At 46.2% G+C, this 17,060-nt stretch carries 15 protein-coding genes; 9 read left to right on the forward strand and 6 right to left on the reverse strand.

Going from position 1 to position 17,060, the window contains the following annotated elements:
• The first annotated feature begins 8 nt into the window (after window positions 1–8).
• The 8 genes from QK890_RS13295 to QK890_RS13330 all read left to right on the forward strand — a co-directional run bounded on the left by QK890_RS13295 (window position 9) and on the right by QK890_RS13330 (window position 12,051).
• The gene (locus tag QK890_RS13295) at window positions 9–1,919 is read left to right on the forward strand and encodes a RagB/SusD family nutrient uptake outer membrane protein (protein ID WP_005780152.1); all 1,911 of its coding nucleotides are present in this window, start codon (window positions 9–11) and stop codon (window positions 1,917–1,919) included.
• A gap of 21 nt (window positions 1,920–1,940) precedes the next feature.
• A complete protein-coding gene (locus tag QK890_RS13300) occupies window positions 1,941–2,837 on the forward strand; it encodes a discoidin domain-containing protein (RefSeq protein ID WP_005807335.1) in 897 nt (298 codons plus the stop codon).
• A gap of 182 nt (window positions 2,838–3,019) precedes the next feature.
• Entirely contained in the window at window positions 3,020–5,839 is a 2,820-nt protein-coding gene (locus QK890_RS13305) for a M60 family metallopeptidase (protein WP_367627390.1), read from the forward strand.
• A 203-nt stretch (window positions 5,840–6,042) separates the two neighbouring features.
• Complete coding sequence (locus QK890_RS13310; RefSeq protein ID WP_005780146.1) at window positions 6,043–7,686, forward strand: diphosphate--fructose-6-phosphate 1-phosphotransferase; 1,644 nt, start codon at window positions 6,043–6,045, stop codon at window positions 7,684–7,686.
• 98 nt (window positions 7,687–7,784) lie between these two features.
• Window positions 7,785–9,488 (forward strand): sialidase family protein, encoded by a 1,704-nt coding sequence (locus tag QK890_RS13315; RefSeq protein ID WP_367627410.1) that lies wholly within the window; start codon window positions 7,785–7,787, stop codon window positions 9,486–9,488.
• A gap of 33 nt (window positions 9,489–9,521) precedes the next feature.
• Window positions 9,522–10,379, forward strand: a complete 858-nt coding sequence (locus QK890_RS13320) for a glycoside hydrolase family 25 protein (RefSeq protein ID WP_005780142.1) — start codon at window positions 9,522–9,524, stop codon at window positions 10,377–10,379.
• A gap of 48 nt (window positions 10,380–10,427) precedes the next feature.
• Window positions 10,428–11,753, forward strand: a complete 1,326-nt coding sequence (locus QK890_RS13325; protein WP_032539952.1) for a TIGR01777 family oxidoreductase — start codon at window positions 10,428–10,430, stop codon at window positions 11,751–11,753.
• A 34-nt stretch (window positions 11,754–11,787) separates the two neighbouring features.
• Window positions 11,788–12,051: a GNAT family N-acetyltransferase gene (locus QK890_RS13330; RefSeq protein WP_005780139.1), complete on the forward strand. Its 264-nt coding sequence runs from the start codon at window positions 11,788–11,790 to the stop codon at window positions 12,049–12,051.
• 192 nt (window positions 12,052–12,243) lie between these two features.
• Here the strand turns inward: QK890_RS13330 and QK890_RS13335 are convergent, their stop codons facing one another.
• From QK890_RS13335 to QK890_RS13360, 6 genes are all read right to left on the reverse strand, one after another.
• Window positions 12,244–12,513 (reverse strand): zinc ribbon domain-containing protein, encoded by a 270-nt coding sequence (locus QK890_RS13335; RefSeq protein WP_005807327.1) that lies wholly within the window; start codon window positions 12,511–12,513, stop codon window positions 12,244–12,246.
• Between the two features lie 47 nt (window positions 12,514–12,560).
• Complete coding sequence (locus QK890_RS13340; protein WP_234164623.1) at window positions 12,561–13,301, reverse strand: SDR family oxidoreductase; 741 nt, start codon at window positions 13,299–13,301, stop codon at window positions 12,561–12,563.
• A gap of 14 nt (window positions 13,302–13,315) precedes the next feature.
• Window positions 13,316–13,807 carry an accessory gene regulator B family protein gene (locus QK890_RS13345; RefSeq protein ID WP_005780134.1) on the reverse strand — a complete coding sequence of 164 codons (492 nt, stop codon included), beginning with the start codon at window positions 13,805–13,807 and terminating at the stop codon, window positions 13,316–13,318.
• Window positions 13,808–14,197: 390 nt separating this feature from the next.
• Window positions 14,198–14,335, reverse strand: coding sequence for a hypothetical protein (locus QK890_RS13350; protein ID WP_175413953.1), 138 nt, complete (start codon window positions 14,333–14,335; stop codon window positions 14,198–14,200).
• 192 nt (window positions 14,336–14,527) lie between these two features.
• Window positions 14,528–15,658, reverse strand: a complete 1,131-nt coding sequence (locus tag QK890_RS13355; protein ID WP_250741438.1) for an ATP-binding protein — start codon at window positions 15,656–15,658, stop codon at window positions 14,528–14,530.
• Window positions 15,659–15,739: 81 nt separating this feature from the next.
• Window positions 15,740–16,036 (reverse strand): nitrous oxide-stimulated promoter family protein, encoded by a 297-nt coding sequence (locus QK890_RS13360; protein WP_005780129.1) that lies wholly within the window; start codon window positions 16,034–16,036, stop codon window positions 15,740–15,742.
• Between the two features lie 84 nt (window positions 16,037–16,120).
• Here QK890_RS13360 and QK890_RS13365 point away from each other — a divergent pair, with 84 nt between their 5' ends.
• Window positions 16,121–17,053, forward strand: a complete 933-nt coding sequence (locus QK890_RS13365) for a DMT family transporter (protein ID WP_250741437.1) — start codon at window positions 16,121–16,123, stop codon at window positions 17,051–17,053.
• Window positions 17,054–17,060: the final 7 nt, after the last annotated feature.

Raw genomic sequence — 17,060 nt, forward strand, 5'->3', positions numbered from 1 at the left:
AAATACTTATGAAGATAATATATAAACTCCTGTTCCTGCTTTTCCTGATGCTGGGATATAGTTCATGTGATTTCCTGAATATCGTTCCTGATGAAATAACGACCGAGGAAGATGCATTTAAAGATCGGAATGCAGCAAAGAATTTTGTTTATTCTTGTTATGGTTATCTGCCTCAGAGCAATGTGGCGTCGGCAAGTCTTGATTTGCTGACGGGAGATGAAGTGATTACAGCTTTTGAACATGAAACGTTTGCCAGTTTTCCGAAAGGAAACTATACGGCTTCGTCGCCGGTGATTTCTTATTGGAATACATTCTTTCAGGGATTGCGCCAATGTTACCTGTTTTTAGAGAATGTCGACAAGGTACCTGATCTGACTGAAAGTGTGAAGGCTGATTATATTGCACAGGTTAAATTCCTGATTGCTTATTATCATTATCAATTGGCACGTTGCTACGGACCTATTATCCTGATTAAAGAACTGCCGAATGTAAATGCTTCGCAGGCAGAATATTTGCCTCGGACTCCCTATGACGAATGTGTAGAGTGGATATGCAATCTGTTGGATGAAGCTGCAGCTTCATTGCCTGCCATACGTACCAATAAAGAAGATTACGGACTGGCAACCAGTGTGGGAGCAAAAGCGGTGAAAGCTAAGATGTTGTTGTATGCAGCTTCTCCGTTGTTCAACGGAAACTCGGCATTCTACAGTAACTTTGCGGACAAATCGGGCAATATGTTAATGCCTGTTACTTACGACCCCAACAAATGGGTAAAAGCGAGAACAGCCATAAAAGAGGCGATTGACCTTGCCGAGCAGAATGGGCATGCTTTGTATACGAAGCAAGACTATAAGATAGGTAATGAGGATGCGAACCCTTATCCGGCAGCCGGCCCCGTAAGATGTCTACGTACCAGTTTGGTCGATTGGGACTCTCGTAATCCGGAAGTACTGCTTGCAGAAACCCGCAGCGAAGGTTCATACGGTATACAGAATAAGTCATTGCCGTTTGTGACTGATGGCTGGGCATGGAATGGTATCGGTCCGACATGGACTATGTTGAATCGTTTCTATACCAAGAACGGTTTGCCTTGGGATGAAGATCCGGAGTATAAAGATAAAGACAAATTGAAGATTGTAAATGTGGATGCTGACCATGCTGATGAGGCCCATGAAGGTAGTAAAACGCTTCTGTTCAATCTGGAACGTGAACCTCGTTTTTATGCTTGGGTAGCTTTTCAGGGAGGATATTACGAAGTAATGAACGGGTCGACTAATCCCGCTTATGTGATGAGTAACGGAAAAAAAGACAATTCGGACAGCAGATTAATATGTGATTTTGTTTTGGGAGGTAACTGTAGCCGTGGTACTGCGACCGTACAACGTCCCGGAAATTATACTCCAAGTGGTTATCTGAATAAAAAAGGAGTCGACCCCAGTACGGTTGTATCTACCAATTCGACCAATCTGAATACATATCCTTGGCCTATTATCCGTCTTGCAGACCTCTATCTGGCATATGCCGAAGCGTGTGTGGAAACCAACGATCTGGAAACTGCCAAACAATACTTGAATAAAGTAAGAGAGCGTGCCGGTATCCCCACGGTAGAAAATGCATGGAGTGGCGTTGCTGCATTGGATCAGACGAAGCTCCGTCAGATTGTTCGTCAGGAAAGAATGAACGAACTCTATCTTGAGAATCAGAATTTCTGGGATATGCGTCGCTGGTTGCTGGCAGAGCAATATTTTGGAACTAAAGCCAAGGGATTGAATATCGCCGCCACCACTATTGAAGATTTTGCGGCAATTAAGACGATTGACTTTGAACGTAAGTTTGAGGCACCGACTCAATATCTGCTGCCGATACCTTCTGACGACATTAATAGAAATGAAAAATTAGTAAACAATCCGGGTTATTAATCTTTATAAAGAGAATTGAAGATGAAAAAAATACTGCTTGGCCTATGTGCGATACTGGGCCTGATAAATATGACAGGGTGCTCCAGTGACGAGAAGTACCCCATGCCGACCACTATAGACCAGAATTCACTGTCGGCTGAAGCCAAAGCCGGGGCTATAAAACTGAAATGGACAGTGCCGGCTGATTCTAATTATTATTATGTGAAAGTGACTTATACGTTGCCGGAAGACGGAAAGAAATGCCTGAGACTTGCGAGTGTGAAGAGCGATACCATGCTGGTGGATAACTTGTTGCACCGCTATGGCGACATTGACTTTACATTGCAACCATGCAACCGTGCGGGGGAAGGATCACAGAGTTGCAGTATAACAGCACGGGCCCTACCTGCGCCGAAGCAGATTAAAACAGACCGGAGTGATGTGACTTTGTCCGCTAAACAGTTGTATACGGATGATCAGGAAAGCAGTGAAGGTCCTATCGCCAATCTGATAGATGGAAAGAACGACACTTATTTTCACATGTCATGGAGCAGTCCCACACCTTTCCCACATTACATTGTGGTTGACTTGGGTGAGGAGAATGCTTTGTCTACTTTCCTGTTCTCTTATGTTTGTCGTGATAATAACAATAAGGATAATCCCAAAGAGATGGATATTCTGGGAAGCAATACTTTTGATGGAAAGAATTACGATGAAAGCCAGACAACCCTGTTGGCGTCTTTAAGTGATTTGCCCAATACCAAGGCTGCATCTTACGAGTCGGATATTATAAAAGCGGGTGCGTCTTACCGTTATCTCTGGTTTAAGGTGAAATCGTCTACAAGCGGTTCCAATTGGATTGCGCTGGCCGAACTCGCCCTTTCTAAAGTAATTGTGAAAACCTATGATCCGGAAACCGGAGAGACTACCATTGAATAAAACAGGATTCAATAGGGACTAAATAAAGTAGCATGAGTCTGCGCAACCGGTGGCTGTCGGCTTGATGCTAAATAGAAGAATCAAATAATTATCAAAAAGGAAATACAAATGACATTTTTTACCAGAACAAAATTTGTATTTCCTTTGTTTTATTTATCTTATGTTTAATTTATCCTAATAACATGAAGAAACATCTAATTTCAATGATTTTTGCAGCAATCGTACCTTTGTTGCTGTATGCTTGTTCTGCCGAAGAAGAGAAAACGGTAACATCGACCACCCTTGAGGTGGCGCAGTCTGCAATTGACTTTAAAAGTGACGCAGGGACCCGTGACATTGCTATTGTTACCGATGCGGATAATTGGACGGCACGGTCTGATAAGGACTGGTGTTCGGTTGCTGTCAACGGAAGTACATTGACGGTGAATGTATCCGGATATGACGGGAAAGAGACCAGAGAGGCAGTGATCAAAGTGACTGCCGATGCATTGACGGAAACTGTTAACGTACGCCAATTGGGATCGGATCCTGCTATTCTGATATCCCAACAGACATTTACTGTTGAGGCCAGCGGAAGTGATATTGCGTTCGATGTAACTACAAACGTGCCGGTGACGATTACATTGCCGGAATGGGTCAAAGAAAAACCGGCGGATACGCGTGCATCCGAAATGGTGACTACAACACATAGATATATTGTCTTGGTCAATCCTGAAGACGGTGAACGCACTGGCAATATTACTGTAAAAGAGGTAGGCGGAGAGCTTGAGGCTCTGGTATCTGTTACTCAAAAAGGACTGGGAGAATATGAATCCGGAGATATGGAAGGTATTAAAGACGATATTAAGGTTCCGGTAGAATCGGGCGAGGCAAGTTCTTTCCAGGGAGGCTCGAATATCGATAAATCATTCGATGGAGATATGAGTACTATTTACCACTCTAATTGGAATAACGCAGGAGAGCATTATTTTCCTATCACGTTGACTTATAATTTCCCTGCGGGTTCGGATATGGATTATTTTATATATTATCCCCGTACTTCGGGACCGAATGGTAACTTCAAGGAAGTAGAGATCCGTGTGAAGTCAAATGCGAATACCAGAGGGGCCGATGAATGGAATACTGTAATGACTAAGAACTTTGGAGGTACCAATGCCGCAGTCCGTATTAATTTTCCGAAGGCACAAATCGGCGTCACATCCGTTCAGTTTATTGTAAAATCAGGTTCGGGAGACGGACAGGGATTTGCGGCCTGTGCCGAAATGGAATTTTATAAAAAGAATCCGGGAGCATTTGACCCGTTAACTCTTTTCACTGATGTAACTTGTTCTGAGCTGAAGCCCGGACTTACCGATGAAGAGATAGAAAACTGTCCTTATTCATTCTACAAGAACATAGCTTACTATATGAAGCAAGGTAAGTATCCGACAGAGTTCCGTATTCAAGATTATAAAGCGTGGCCCAATCCGGATGATCAGTCGAAAACACATAAGACCAGTCCCTACAGCCTGCGCGACAATCCTACGGGAATTTCGGTAAAAGACGGGGAACAGTTGATGGTCTTGGTCGGCGATACGCACGGGCAAATTATCAGTGCAGTGATTCAGAACCTTGACGTCCCCGGTGGTGACGGCTTCGGAGGTACCTTCTATCCGTTGTCTGAAGGAGCCAACAAGATTACGGCCCGGAATAAAGGATTGATGTATATTTTGTATCACACCCCTGACTATGAAACAGCTCAGCCTGTAAAGATACACATTGCTTCCGGACAGGTGAACGGGTATTTCGATGTAGCCAAACATCAGGCTTCCGATTGGAATAAATTGTTGAGCAATGCGGTCGATAAGTATTTTGATGTGGTGGGACATTATGCACATCTCACATTTCCTACCGAGCGCTTCCGTGCTCACACTCCGGACGGAAAAGCATTGATCGATGCTTATGATCAGATCGTGAATTCGGAGATGGAACTGATGGGGCTATATAAGTATAATAAATTGTTTAAAAACCGCATGTATCTGCATGTGATGTATACCAGCTATATGTATGCCACCAGTTATCACACCGCGTACAATGACGGTACACTGGCGGAACTTTGTAATGTGGATAAACTGAAAACTTCTTCATGCTGGGGGCCTGCACATGAAATAGGGCATTGCAACCAGACACGTCCCGGATTGAAATGGCTGGGAACTACGGAAGTGACGAATAACATTATGTCGGAGTATATTCAGACTACGATTTTCGGGCAGCCTTCACGCCTGCAGACAGAAAATATGGGAGATGGTAGCCGGAACCGATATTCCAAAGCCTGGACCCAGATCATCGCGGCAGGTGCTCCTCACGGAAACTTTGGCAGTGACAGTGATGTTTTCTGCAAACTCGTTCCTTTCTGGCAACTGGAGCTTTATTTCGGCAAAGTGCTTGGGCAGACACCGCTTCAGCAGGCTGATAAAGGAGGATTCTATCCGGATGTGTACGAATATATACGTACGCACGATAACCTGAAGACTGCCGGAGAGCAACAGACTGAGTTTGTGTATATCTGTAGTTTGATAGCTAAAGCCAATTTGCTGGATTTCTTCACGAAATGGGGATTCCTGACTCCGATAGATGTCACTCTGGACGATTATGGAGTTGGAAAACTTACTGTCACTCAGTCCCGTATCGACGAGATAAAGAAGCGTGTAGAGGCTTTGGGATATCCGAAACCGGATGTTGCCTTAGAGTATATAACTGATAATTCGGTAGAACTCTATAAAACCAAACCCGGAATAATATCCGGAACAGCTACGCGAAGCGGTTCGACATTTACCATGACCAATTGGAAAAATGTGGTAGCTTATGAAGTAGTGGATGAAACGGGTAAAAAGGTTTGTATCTCCGATGGAGTATTAGCACCCTCAAATACTGCCACGTTTACCATGAAAACAGCCTGGAAGGACGGCTTTAAAGTGTATGCCGTCTCTGCTACAGGCGACAAGACAGTGGTGACGTTTTAAAGAGGAAGTAAGATATACCTTTAAGTAGCCGGGAAGGGCACAGAGTTCAGATCGTTGATTTTAGCTCTGTACCCTTCGTTTGCTCTGTGGCATACCCGCAGAGAACAAAATCACCATTTTCTTTCATAATTCGGAAAAAAACACGAAATTTGCGACGCTTTTAAGTTCGAATTACTAACACCTTTAAATATAAGATAAAGAAAATGACTAAAAGTGCATTGCAAATTGCCAGGGCTGCTTACCAGCCCAAACTTCCGAAAGCGCTGAAAGGCTCAGTAAAAGCAGTTGAAGGCGCAGCTACACAATCTGTAGCCGACCAGGAAGCTATCCAGAAACTGTTCCCGAACACTTACGGAATGCCGTTGATTAAATTCGAAGAAGGTGAAGCTATCCAGCTTCCTGCCATGAATGTAGGTGTTATCCTTTCAGGAGGACAGGCTCCGGGCGGACATAACGTAATCTCTGGTCTGTTCGACGGTATCAAAACACTGAACAAAGACAATAAGCTGTACGGCTTTATCCTGGGTCCCGGCGGATTGGTTGACCATAACTATATGGAGCTGACTGCCGATATTATTGACGAATACCGCAACACCGGTGGTTTCGATATCATCGGCTCAGGACGTACCAAACTGGAAACTCCGGAACAATTCGAGAAGGGTCTGGAAATCATCAATAAGCTGGGTATCAAAGCACTGGTAATCATTGGTGGTGACGACTCCAATACAAATGCCTGTGTTCTGGCTGAATATTATGCTGCAAAGAATGCCGGTGTACAGGTGATCGGTTGCCCGAAAACTATCGACGGTGACTTGAAAAACGACATGATCGAAACTTCGTTCGGTTTTGATACTGCATGTAAAGTATACTCGGAAGTGATCGGTAACATCCAGCGCGACTGTAACTCAGCACGTAAATATTGGCACTTCATCAAACTGATGGGACGTTCGGCTTCTCACATCGCACTGGAATGTGCTTTACAGGTTCAGCCTAATGTATGTATCATTTCTGAAGAAGTAGAAGCAAAAGACATGTCATTGGATGATGTAGTGACTTACATTGCCAAGATCGTGGCTGACCGTGCTGCTCAGGGAAACAACTTCGGTACTGTGCTGATTCCTGAAGGTCTGGTTGAATTTATCCCGGCTATGAAACGTCTGATCGCTGAGTTGAACGATTTCCTGGCTGCTAACGCAGTTGAGTTCGCCAACATCAAACGTTCTCGTCAACGTGAATATATCATCAGCAAGCTGTCAAAAGAAAATGCTGACATCTATGCAAGCCTTCCCGAAGGTGTGGCACGTCAGCTTTCTCTGGACCGCGACCCGCACGGAAACGTACAGGTATCACTGATCGAAACAGAAAAATTGCTGTCTGAAATGGTTGGTACGAAACTGGCTCAGTGGAAAGAAGAAGGCAAATATGTAGGCAAGTTTGCTGCACAGCACCACTTCTTCGGTTACGAAGGACGTTGTGCTGCTCCGTCAAACTACGATGCCGACTACTGCTATTCACTGGGTTATACAGCTTCTATGCTGATTGCCAACGGTAAGACCGGTTACATGTCATCAGTACGCAACACAACTGCCCCTGCTGCCGAATGGATCGCAGGCGGTGTGCCTATCACGATGATGATGAACATGGAACGTCGTCACGGTGAAATGAAGCCGGTAATCCAGAAAGCATTGGTGAAACTGGATGGCAAACCGTTCCTGACATTTGCTGCCAAACGCGATCAGTGGGCGCTGACTACAGACTACGTTTATCCGGGTCCGATCCAGTACTTCGGTCCGACAGAAGTTTGCGACCAGCCGACTAAGACATTGCAGCTGGAACAGGCTAAGTAAGCTGTTCTCCGCATTACAATAACAGAAACCCATCGGGGCGGATTGATTCAATTCCCTTCGGTGGGTTTTTAGTTCATTCGAATATCCTTATTTATATGATGAAACGACTTTCTACTCTATGCCTGCTGGCGGCAGGTTTTTTCCTTTCGGGGCAGGCGCAACAAGCCCGTCCGTTAGTGCTCGATTCGGTCTGTGCTCCCTTGAAAGTAGCTACTCCGCCTTCCGATGCTTATATCGGTCTGTCGCTTCTTGACAATGGTGAAGTAAGACACTACAACTATGGAGAACAGGCAGTGGCAGGAGCTGTTTATCTGTCGAGTACCGATCACGGTCTGACCTGGAAACGGGTAAACCGGGCTAAAGAGATGCCTTTTGCAGACCGTCAAAGCCCTGTGAGCAAAGAGTATATCCGTTTGGTAGATGTGGGGGCGATGGGGGTTTATTGCATTCGTACTTCCGGTGGACTGGCAGGCGGACGTACCCTTACGAAAGTGGCTGACCGCAGTTCCATCATGATTAAACCACCCGTTTTTATCAAGAACGGCAAGCGTATTGTGGTGGCTGCCCATGGAGGCGTGACACCGAAAGGCTGTTATACTTACGTTTCCGATGATGACGGACTGACTTGGAAGTGCTCGAATACAGTCACTTCGCCCGACCATCGGGGAGGAGGCTTCCACAAAGGTATTCGTTGGAATCACGGTGCTGTGGAGCCTACTGTGGTTGAACTGAAAGACGGAACACTCTGGATGCTGATGCGTACTTCACAGGACCGCCATTACCAGGCTTTCTCGCAAGATGGCGGTCTGACATGGAGTGAATCGGAACCTTCGCCTTTTTACGGTACTATCACGATGCCCACCCTTGGCAGGTTGGCCGATGGTAGACTGTTACTTTTCTGGTGCAATACTACTCCTCTGCCTGAAAAAGAAGGGACGAATGGTGTCTGGGATGATGTTTTCACCAACCGCGACGTGACTCACGTAGCTGTGTCCGATGATGACGGCAAGACGTGGACAGGTTTTCGTGAACTTTATATGGACCCCATGCGCAATGACTCCGATTATGCTGTCAATGGCGGTGGAATCGACCGTGGTGTCCATCAGGCGCAGTTTGTAGAAGTAGCTCCGGGCAAGGTGCTGGCGTCCATCGGTCAACATCCCCTTCATCGTGCCATGATGATGTTCGACGTGAATTGGCTGTACGAGAAAAGCCGTTTTAATAAATTCAGCGATTCTCTTTCGCAATGGAGCACATTCAATTATATCGACGGCATTAAAGGTCATTGTGCCTATAACCGCATACAGGGGTGCCGGCTCGAATCCCATCCCGAGAAAGAGGGTTGTCAGGTGCTCCATTTGTCTTATCAGCCGGATGCCTCGCTGGTAGCAGATACACGTGGGGCAGTGTGGAACTTCCCGGCAATGAAGAAAGGGACGTTCACTGCCAGCCTGCGTATTCCGGAGGGAAGCCATTCGGTTTCATTGTTACTGAATGGTCGCTGGATGAATCCTTCGGACACCGTGGCCCGCTATGAATCGATGTACGAACTTTCTCTGACCCGCAAGCAACTGGGAGTGAAAGATGACCGTTGGCATGAAGTTTCTTTGGAATGGGATTTGTCTCAGAAACGTCCGCAGGCACGTGTCCGGGTAGACGGACGGCTTCGGTCCCTGCGTCTTCCACTCAGAAACAAGTCGCAAAACGGAATTAGTTATGTTCACTTTATCGCTCCTCCAGCAGAGGCTGATCCGGGCATTTATCTGGAATGGGTCAGGGCGGAAGCTGATGGCACTATTTAGAAATGAATCCAACTCAAAATAAGAATACAATCAATGAAGTCTTCACGAACCACTTCTGTTTCTAATAAACCCGCTCCCCGTCGCCATACGTCGGTACGGAAGAGAAAAGCGAAAAAGAAAGCCTCCCGTACCATGCCTGTTTGGTTGCGCAACACCCTTGCGCTCGTTGTTGTCGGTCTGTTTTCTGTTGCTTTTTACTATTTCGTTATCCGTCCTTATTCCTATCGCTGGAAAGAATGCTACGGGCGGAAAGAGTATGGCGTTTGCATTCCTTGTGGTTATGAAGTGCATGGTATCGATATTTCCCATTATCAGGGAAACATCGACTGGGAGGAACTGAAACAGAATAAGGAGACTGATTTCCCGCTTCACTTTATTTTTATGAAGGCCACCGAAGGAGGCGACCATGGCGATGATACCTTCAAGCAAAACTTTGAACAGGCACGCCAGCATGGCTTTATCCGTGGGGCCTACCATTTCTTTACTCCCCGTACGGATGCCTTGAAGCAGGCTGACTTTTTTATCCGTACCGTAAAGCTCGATAGTGGCGATCTTCCCCCGGTGCTCGATGTGGAGCTGTCAGGCAAGAAATCTAAGAAGGAGTTGCAGCAGAGCATCAAGAAATGGCTCGACCGGGTGGAAGCGCATTATGGTGTGAAGCCTATCCTCTATACTTCATATAAATTCAAAACCCACTATCTGGACGATTCGCTTTTCAATGCCTATCCCTATTGGATTGCCCATTACTATGTCGACTCGGTGAAGTATCAGGGAAAATGGCATTTCTGGCAGCATACAGATATCGGAAGTGTGCCTGGTATTCACCATGATGTAGATTTGAATGTATTTAACGGTTCGCTCGAAGAGTTGCGTAAGATGACTATGAGGTGAACTTTACCCGCTTTGCCTGCGTTATATTCCTAAAAAAAGGAGATTCAGATGAATATAGCAATTAGCGGGGCCTCCGGTTTCATAGGCAAGCATCTTACAGAGTACCTTACGGAAAGGGGGCACCGGATAGTCCCTCTGGGGAGACCCATGTTTCGTGAAGGTACATCGGGACATTTAATTCAGGCCTTGTCACATTGCGATGTAGTCATCAATCTGGCAGGAGCACCCATCAGTAAACGCTGGACGCCGGAGTATAAGAAAGAGCTTTATGACAGCCGTATCAAGGTGACGCATCGCATCATCCGGGCCATGGATGCGGTAAAGACAAAGCCGCGGTTAATGATTTCCGCCTCTGCCGTAGGATATTATCCGGAAGATGGGACGTTTGACGAATATACCAATACTCGCGGCAGCGGTTTCCTGGCGGAACTTTGCTACGCCTGGGAGAAAGAGGCTCGCCGTTGCCCTTCACAGACAAGGCTGGCTATCACCCGTTTTGGCATAGTGCTCTCACCCGATGGCGGGGCAATGGAGCAGATGTTGCGTCCGCTTCGGATAACACGGGTAGCCGGTGTGATTGCTCCGGGCACACAGCCTTTTCCCTGGATTGGAATCCAGGATCTTTGCCGTGCGATGGAGTTCATCATCAACCACGAAGTATTAAGCGGAGTGTTCAATCTGGTGGTTCCGCAACAGGTTTCACAATATGCGTTTACCCGGGCGATGGCAGCGCGCTATCATGCCTGGATGAAGGTGGTGATACCACGTTGGTTTTTTCGGATGCAATATGGTGAAGCGGCTTCCTTTTTAACGTCGGGACAGAATGTGCGTCCCACACGCTTGCTCGAGGCAGGTTTCCGCTTTGATAAACCGACTATCGAAGCCTTTTTTGAGGGCACGGACCACAGTACGGTGGACGAACTGGATCTGCAACGTTATATGGGTACATGGTACGAGATAGCCCGTTTCGACCACCGCTTTGAGCGGGGACTGTCGGAGGTGACGGCAACTTACACATTGCTGCCCGACGGAACCGTTCGCGTAGAGAACCGGGGATGTAAGCATAAAAAGCCGTATGATGTCTGTAAAACAGCGGAAGGACGGGCAAAGGTTCCCGATTCGTCGCAACCGGGCAAACTGAAGGTATCCTTTTTTCTGTCCTTTTATTCAGACTATTATGTTTTGGAATTGGATCAGGAGGAGTATAATTATGTACTGATTGGCAGCAGTTCGGACAAGTATCTGTGGATATTGAGCCGTACGCCCATTCTGCCGGAAGAGATAAAGAAGAAATTACTGGATGCTGCCATCCGCAGGGGGTATGATGTGGATAAGTTGATCTGGGTGGAGCAGAGGGAGAAGAATTTAAAATAATCTATATTAACCTAAACAAAAAGGAGATTGGAAAATGGAAGAATATGAAGTAACTCACCGCCCGGAGCGGAATCGTTTTGAACTGGAAAAGAATGGAATGACTGCTTTTGTGGAGTATGAAGTGGAAGATGGAACGCTGGACATTATGCATACCATCGTTCCTCCTCCTCTGGAAGGAAAGGGGATTGCGGCAGCTCTGGTAGAAGCAACCTACAAATATGCTGCCGGACAAGGTCTGAAACCGAAAGCGACATGTTCGTATGCCGTAGCCTGGCTGAAGCGGCATCCGGTGGAATAAACGGTACCTCTTCCGATACAGCAGGAGATGTGTCAAAAGCCTTTTCACCAGAGGATTACACAGATTGTCACAGATTAGAATGTTAATCATCGATGACTTAAAATTCACTCTGTGTTACTCTGTGCCCTCTGTGGTGAGTTTCGACACACTCTCCTTTGTTTATGCGTCACAGATGTCTGTTTGAGTTACGTTTCACTGTTTCCATCTCTTCAGCATCGGGAAGAATTGCTTCATGTTCGCAATGGCCTCTTCCTTCGTCATTTTCACTTCCGAATCTTTGTTAAATTCGTCAACGAATTGTGCGCAATGGTTGATCATTTCGTCCATCGTGCAATCCACGGTGAAATGTCCGTCGGCATAACAATAGGTGCAGTATTCTTCGTTCTTGCTGCCATCTTTTTCTGTTCCCAATACTTCCGGGCTAAGCGGCATACCGCAGCTCTGGCAAAATTTCTGTTCCATTCTTTCTTTGTTTTTAATGAATTATTCAATAGGGATATATATTCTTGTCACATAGTCTTTCCTGTCCGTATCGGCAGCCGTTTCCATATCCAGCGCGGAATCATCCGCCAGAAAAAGACAATGACAGCATAGCGCCAGTCGATCACTGCCACTCGTTTCCGGTGGTGCAATGCCCGTACAATCTGCCGGGCTACCTTTTCCGGTTGCATCAATAGCGGATAATGTTTTCCGTCGTTCAGCAGGTCAGTAGACACAAAGCCTGGGCGGATGTCCGTAAAACAGATGTTCAGTTTTTGCATACATGCCAACTGTTCCAGTGCGTCGATATAGGTGTTCTGAAAACGCTTTGTGGCAGAGTAGGCAGGTGCCACTCCCAATCCCTTTGTCCCCGCAACGGAACTGATCACAGCCAGTTGTCCGCCGCCGTGCTCACGGAAGTAATTGAAAGCAGTGTCCACCATACGGGTGAACCCTTCCACATTGGTACGGGTGGTTTCCAGTTCGATGTCCGGATTCAGCCCTATGTTCTGATAACCGATGCCGGAGCTCAGCAGAAACAGATCCATACCTCCGACTCGCCTGATCAGGTTACTCAATTTGGGAGCTGCATCCGGTTGGGTAACGTCCAGTGCAGCGACTTCTACGCGGTCCGGTGCGCTGCTCTGCAAAGCTTCGAGTGACGGAAGCCGGCGCCCTGCAATACCGAGGTGCCAGCCCTGTAGGAGAAGTTGTTTGGCTACTTCACGTCCAATGCCTGAAGTAGCTCCTATGATAACGGCTCGTTTCATATTTGAATTTACTTTTATGGTGTTCTGTTTCTTTGAGAAGAACGTTTTTTCCGTCCGGTGTGTTTATCCGTCCGGCGCTCTTTTGTGTACCATCGGGTCAGTTGTCCGGTAAGGATCCATCCTGCGAGTAGGAACACTGCCAGCATTGCGGGAGTCACCCAGATATGTTTTTCAATCAGGGCTTCGAACCATTCAGTGTTCCGTATCGGTATGAACCACAGGGCTGTCAGCCCGATAGACGAGAATATTCGTATGAGTATCCGTCTGTCTTTTCTTCTTTCTTTCTCCGAAAATCCGGTTTCCGGGTTGAAGCTGCCGGGTGCCGGCACCTTGACGATGAGTGTAGTCAGCAGTACGATTACGCAGCCCGATGCCAGCATTATCTTCTCCAATGGTTTGCTGCCTTTTGCCGCGAACTTCACAAAAAGAAAGATCAGGGCAGCGATAACAATGCCTGTAATCCAGCAGGCGGTTTGGTCGGCGGCGGAGGATGCTGTGTATATCATTTCCTTACGAAAAGGTGAAATATAACTGGGTTTGCGGCAACAAAGATAATTAAATCTTTCTAAAATGCGACCTTCCGTTTTAAAATGCTGTTTTTATAAGGTTGGCAGAATAAAGGAGGGGAAATTGTAGCGGCGATAAAATGTCATTTTGTATATTCTATCACTCTCAGGCAGCCTTGGTTTTATGCCGGAGGATGTGGCGGCTGAAAAAACGCTTGTAGGAGGATTAAGGTAAAGCAGTGTGATGGAGAATTTGGGATATTGTTGGAAAATTGTGTGATATATGTTTTTATGATCTTAGTAAATGATCTTTTTTGTGTGTGATTACTTTCTTTTAGTAGATTTGATTCGTGCGGCACGGTGGCTCTGATAGTTCGTAAACAGCCCATCTTACTCTTCTTTTTTACCCGTGCGGCGTTGCTCGTAGAGGAACGCACCGTCTCTTTGAAGCCAATGCACCGTCCGTTTAGGACCAACGCACCCTTTCTTTGCTGTCAACAAAGGCTCTGATAGAGTGGGGGACTGCATATATCTGCTTTTTATTGCATTTTTATGAGAGAATAAAGGCTTGTCCTTGCATGTTTTTTCATTATCTGTTGCTCCATCTCTCTATTTGTCTCTTTTTGTAAATGGAGGCTGTCGGCAGATAAGGGGTTTTACTGTCTTTTTGAAAGAAATCTATTGGAAATTCTTTCTTGGAGTGTTTGGCTTTTAAAGAACTTAATAGTTCTCTTTTAGCCAGATACCTAAAAATTGATCGTATATCTGGTATATTCCCAACTCCTGAGTGATGAAATCTTTTTCGAGCAGACCTTTCAGAGCCGATTGTACGGAGCTGGAAGAGGATAGCTTGTACTTCTTGATAAAAGCTGCCGAAGTAATGGCCTTCGCTTTTCCCTCTTTTGTGATGGCGATTAGTAACTCTTTCTGTTTTTCCGGTATGCGGAACAGTATTTCGGAATAGGTGAACTTGAACGAGTCGATGATTTGGCGGATGGCCTCCTCCACCATCTTCACTTCACAGGTTCCCTGTGCGGGAGTCATGTCGTAAAGTGTGTGGAGCACTTTCTGCATGTACCAGGTGATGCCGTCAAATCGTCGGTAGATGGTTTCAACCGTTTCATCGATGATGCTTTTTCCTGCTTGGGCGAAGTGCAGTTGCGCGAAAGCAGTGTATTTTGCCAAAGGAATACTTTCAAGATGCATCATGGAAACACTCTGATAGAATGGGCGCGAAGGGGTGAGGAACATATTTCCCATGATGTGGCGCTGGCTTCCGGCGAAGATAAAATGGGCATTGCTGCAATGCTGGACATAGGTGCGCAAGGTTGCTTCTACATTATCCTCCGCATATCCGGCTATCTGCTGAAACTCGTCGATGGCTACCAGGCAGGGCTTGTCGGCATGGTTCAGGTAATGGAAAATTTCGTCCAGCGTTGTTGCCGGAGCTTGTATGTCTCCCAGTCCCAAACTCAGTGAAGGAGTGCCGTTGATGTCGAAAGATACGCTCGTATGCAATGATTTGACGCTTTTCCAGAAGAGTTGCAAAGCTTTCTTGCCGGAAGGTTTTAATTCTTCCAGAATCTCTTTGCTCAGTGCGAATACAAAGTCACGAAGTGATTTGGTGGCATATATATCTATAAAAAAGGTATAGTAGTCCTTCCGGATTTTCCTTTCGCGGAAGCAATGCTGAATCAATCCGGTTTTCCCCATTCTCCGGGTAGAGATCAGGGCGAGATTGTTTCCGTTGCTTACTTCCCGGATCAGGGTTTCGCTCTCTTTCTCCCGGTCGCAGAAATAATCGGAAGATACATATCCACTGGTTATAAAGGGGTTTCTGATGATAGTCATGGTTCGTTACTTTAATAAGCAAAGATAATTATTATAAAGTAATAATGCAATTATAATAATAATATTCTTCTCTGTGCCTGCTTATCCAAACAGATGCCTGATTGCTTCCCAAGGTGCATAAATCAGCATTCGGGGACCGGAGAAACGCATTACTTGTTTCATCCGTTCCCGCATGGCAGGTTTGTAGCAGTGTACGCTGCATTGCTTGCATGCTTTCTTTTTCTCCCCAAAAGGGCAGCGGTCCAGCCGGGCATGCGCATAGCGAAGCAACTCTTCGCATTGGGGGCAAAGCGTGACATTCTTTTCTTTTTTACGGCAGTAAAGACGGATCATCAGCTCTACCACTCTCTTTTCCTGATCAATACGGTTTTTGCTCAATTTTAATCTCTGTTAGAATTGACGCAAAAGTAACCAACATCTCCAAAAAACTGTATCTTTGCACCCCGAAAATTGAATATAATAATGAATATTAATAGTAAGGCTAAAGGATTTGTTTGCGGAGCTGTGGCTGCTGCTACTTACGGCATGAATCCGTTGTTTACACTGCCGCTCTATAAAGAAGGAATGTCGGTGGACTCTGTATTGTTCTATCGTTACGGGTTTGCCGTACTTATTTTGGGGATTCTGATGAAAGTGCAGAGACAGTCGTTTGCCCTGAAAAGGAACGAGATATTGCCTCTGGTTGCAGGCGGACTGCTTTTTTCTGCCTCTTCACTGCTGTTGTTTCTGAGCTATAAGCACATGGATGCAGGCATTGCTTCCACCATCTTATTTGTCTATCCGGTGATGGTGGCGCTTATCATGTTCCTGTTTTTCCACGAAAAAGTGTCGTTGCTGACCGTCTTTTGCATTCTGCTTGCCCTTTCCGGCATCGGACTGCTTTACAAAGGGGAGGGAGGCGAAACGCTGAGTCTGGTCGGCATGTTGCTCGTTATCCTTTCCTCACTGTCTTATGCTGTCTATATAGTCGGTGTCAACCATTCCACGCTGAAGTTGATGTCTACGGCCAAGCTGACTTTTTACGCGCTGTTGTTCGGTCTTTCCATTTATATAGTCCGCCTGAATTTCTGCGCGGATCTTCAGGCTGTTCCTTCGTTTCCTGCCTGGGGCAATATTCTTGCCATGGCTTTCTTGCCTACCGTCATATCATTGGTATGTACGGCTGTTTCCATTCATAGCATCGGCTCTACGCCTACTGCCATTCTGGGAGCATTGGAGCCGGTGACGGCACTTTTCTTCGGGGTGATGATTTTTGGCGAACGGCTGACTCCCAGATTAATGCTTGGCATTCTGATGATTCTGGTAGCGGTCATGTTTATTGTAGTGGGTAAGCCATTGATGACTTTTATCAAGGAAGAGTTAGCCCGGGGAATGAAGAAAAAACTGATAAGATAAGGAATCC

This window comes from Bacteroides sp. NGMCC 1.200775 (genome assembly GCF_040798045.1).
GTDB lineage: Bacteria > Bacteroidota > Bacteroidia > Bacteroidales > Bacteroidaceae > Bacteroides > Bacteroides hominis.

Coding starts and splice junctions, on each gene's coding strand:
- QK890_RS13295 (WP_005780152.1), top strand. CDS start 9: ATGAAGATAATATATAAACTCCTGTTCCTGCTTTTCCTGATGCTGGGA.
- QK890_RS13300 (WP_005807335.1), top strand. CDS start 1,941: ATGAAAAAAATACTGCTTGGCCTATGTGCGATACTGGGCCTGATAAAT.
- QK890_RS13305 (WP_367627390.1), top strand. CDS start 3,020: ATGAAGAAACATCTAATTTCAATGATTTTTGCAGCAATCGTACCTTTG.
- QK890_RS13310 (WP_005780146.1), top strand. CDS start 6,043: ATGACTAAAAGTGCATTGCAAATTGCCAGGGCTGCTTACCAGCCCAAA.
- QK890_RS13315 (WP_367627410.1), top strand. CDS start 7,785: ATGAAACGACTTTCTACTCTATGCCTGCTGGCGGCAGGTTTTTTCCTT.
- QK890_RS13320 (WP_005780142.1), top strand. CDS start 9,522: ATGAAGTCTTCACGAACCACTTCTGTTTCTAATAAACCCGCTCCCCGT.
- QK890_RS13325 (WP_032539952.1), top strand. CDS start 10,428: ATGAATATAGCAATTAGCGGGGCCTCCGGTTTCATAGGCAAGCATCTT.
- QK890_RS13330 (WP_005780139.1), top strand. CDS start 11,788: ATGGAAGAATATGAAGTAACTCACCGCCCGGAGCGGAATCGTTTTGAA.
- QK890_RS13335 (WP_005807327.1), bottom strand. CDS start 12,513: ATGGAACAGAAATTTTGCCAGAGCTGCGGTATGCCGCTTAGCCCGGAA.
- QK890_RS13340 (WP_234164623.1), bottom strand. CDS start 13,301: ATGAAACGAGCCGTTATCATAGGAGCTACTTCAGGCATTGGACGTGAA.
- QK890_RS13345 (WP_005780134.1), bottom strand. CDS start 13,807: ATGATATACACAGCATCCTCCGCCGCCGACCAAACCGCCTGCTGGATT.
- QK890_RS13350 (WP_175413953.1), bottom strand. CDS start 14,335: ATGCAGTCCCCCACTCTATCAGAGCCTTTGTTGACAGCAAAGAAAGGG.
- QK890_RS13355 (WP_250741438.1), bottom strand. CDS start 15,658: ATGACTATCATCAGAAACCCCTTTATAACCAGTGGATATGTATCTTCC.
- QK890_RS13365 (WP_250741437.1), top strand. CDS start 16,121: ATGAATATTAATAGTAAGGCTAAAGGATTTGTTTGCGGAGCTGTGGCT.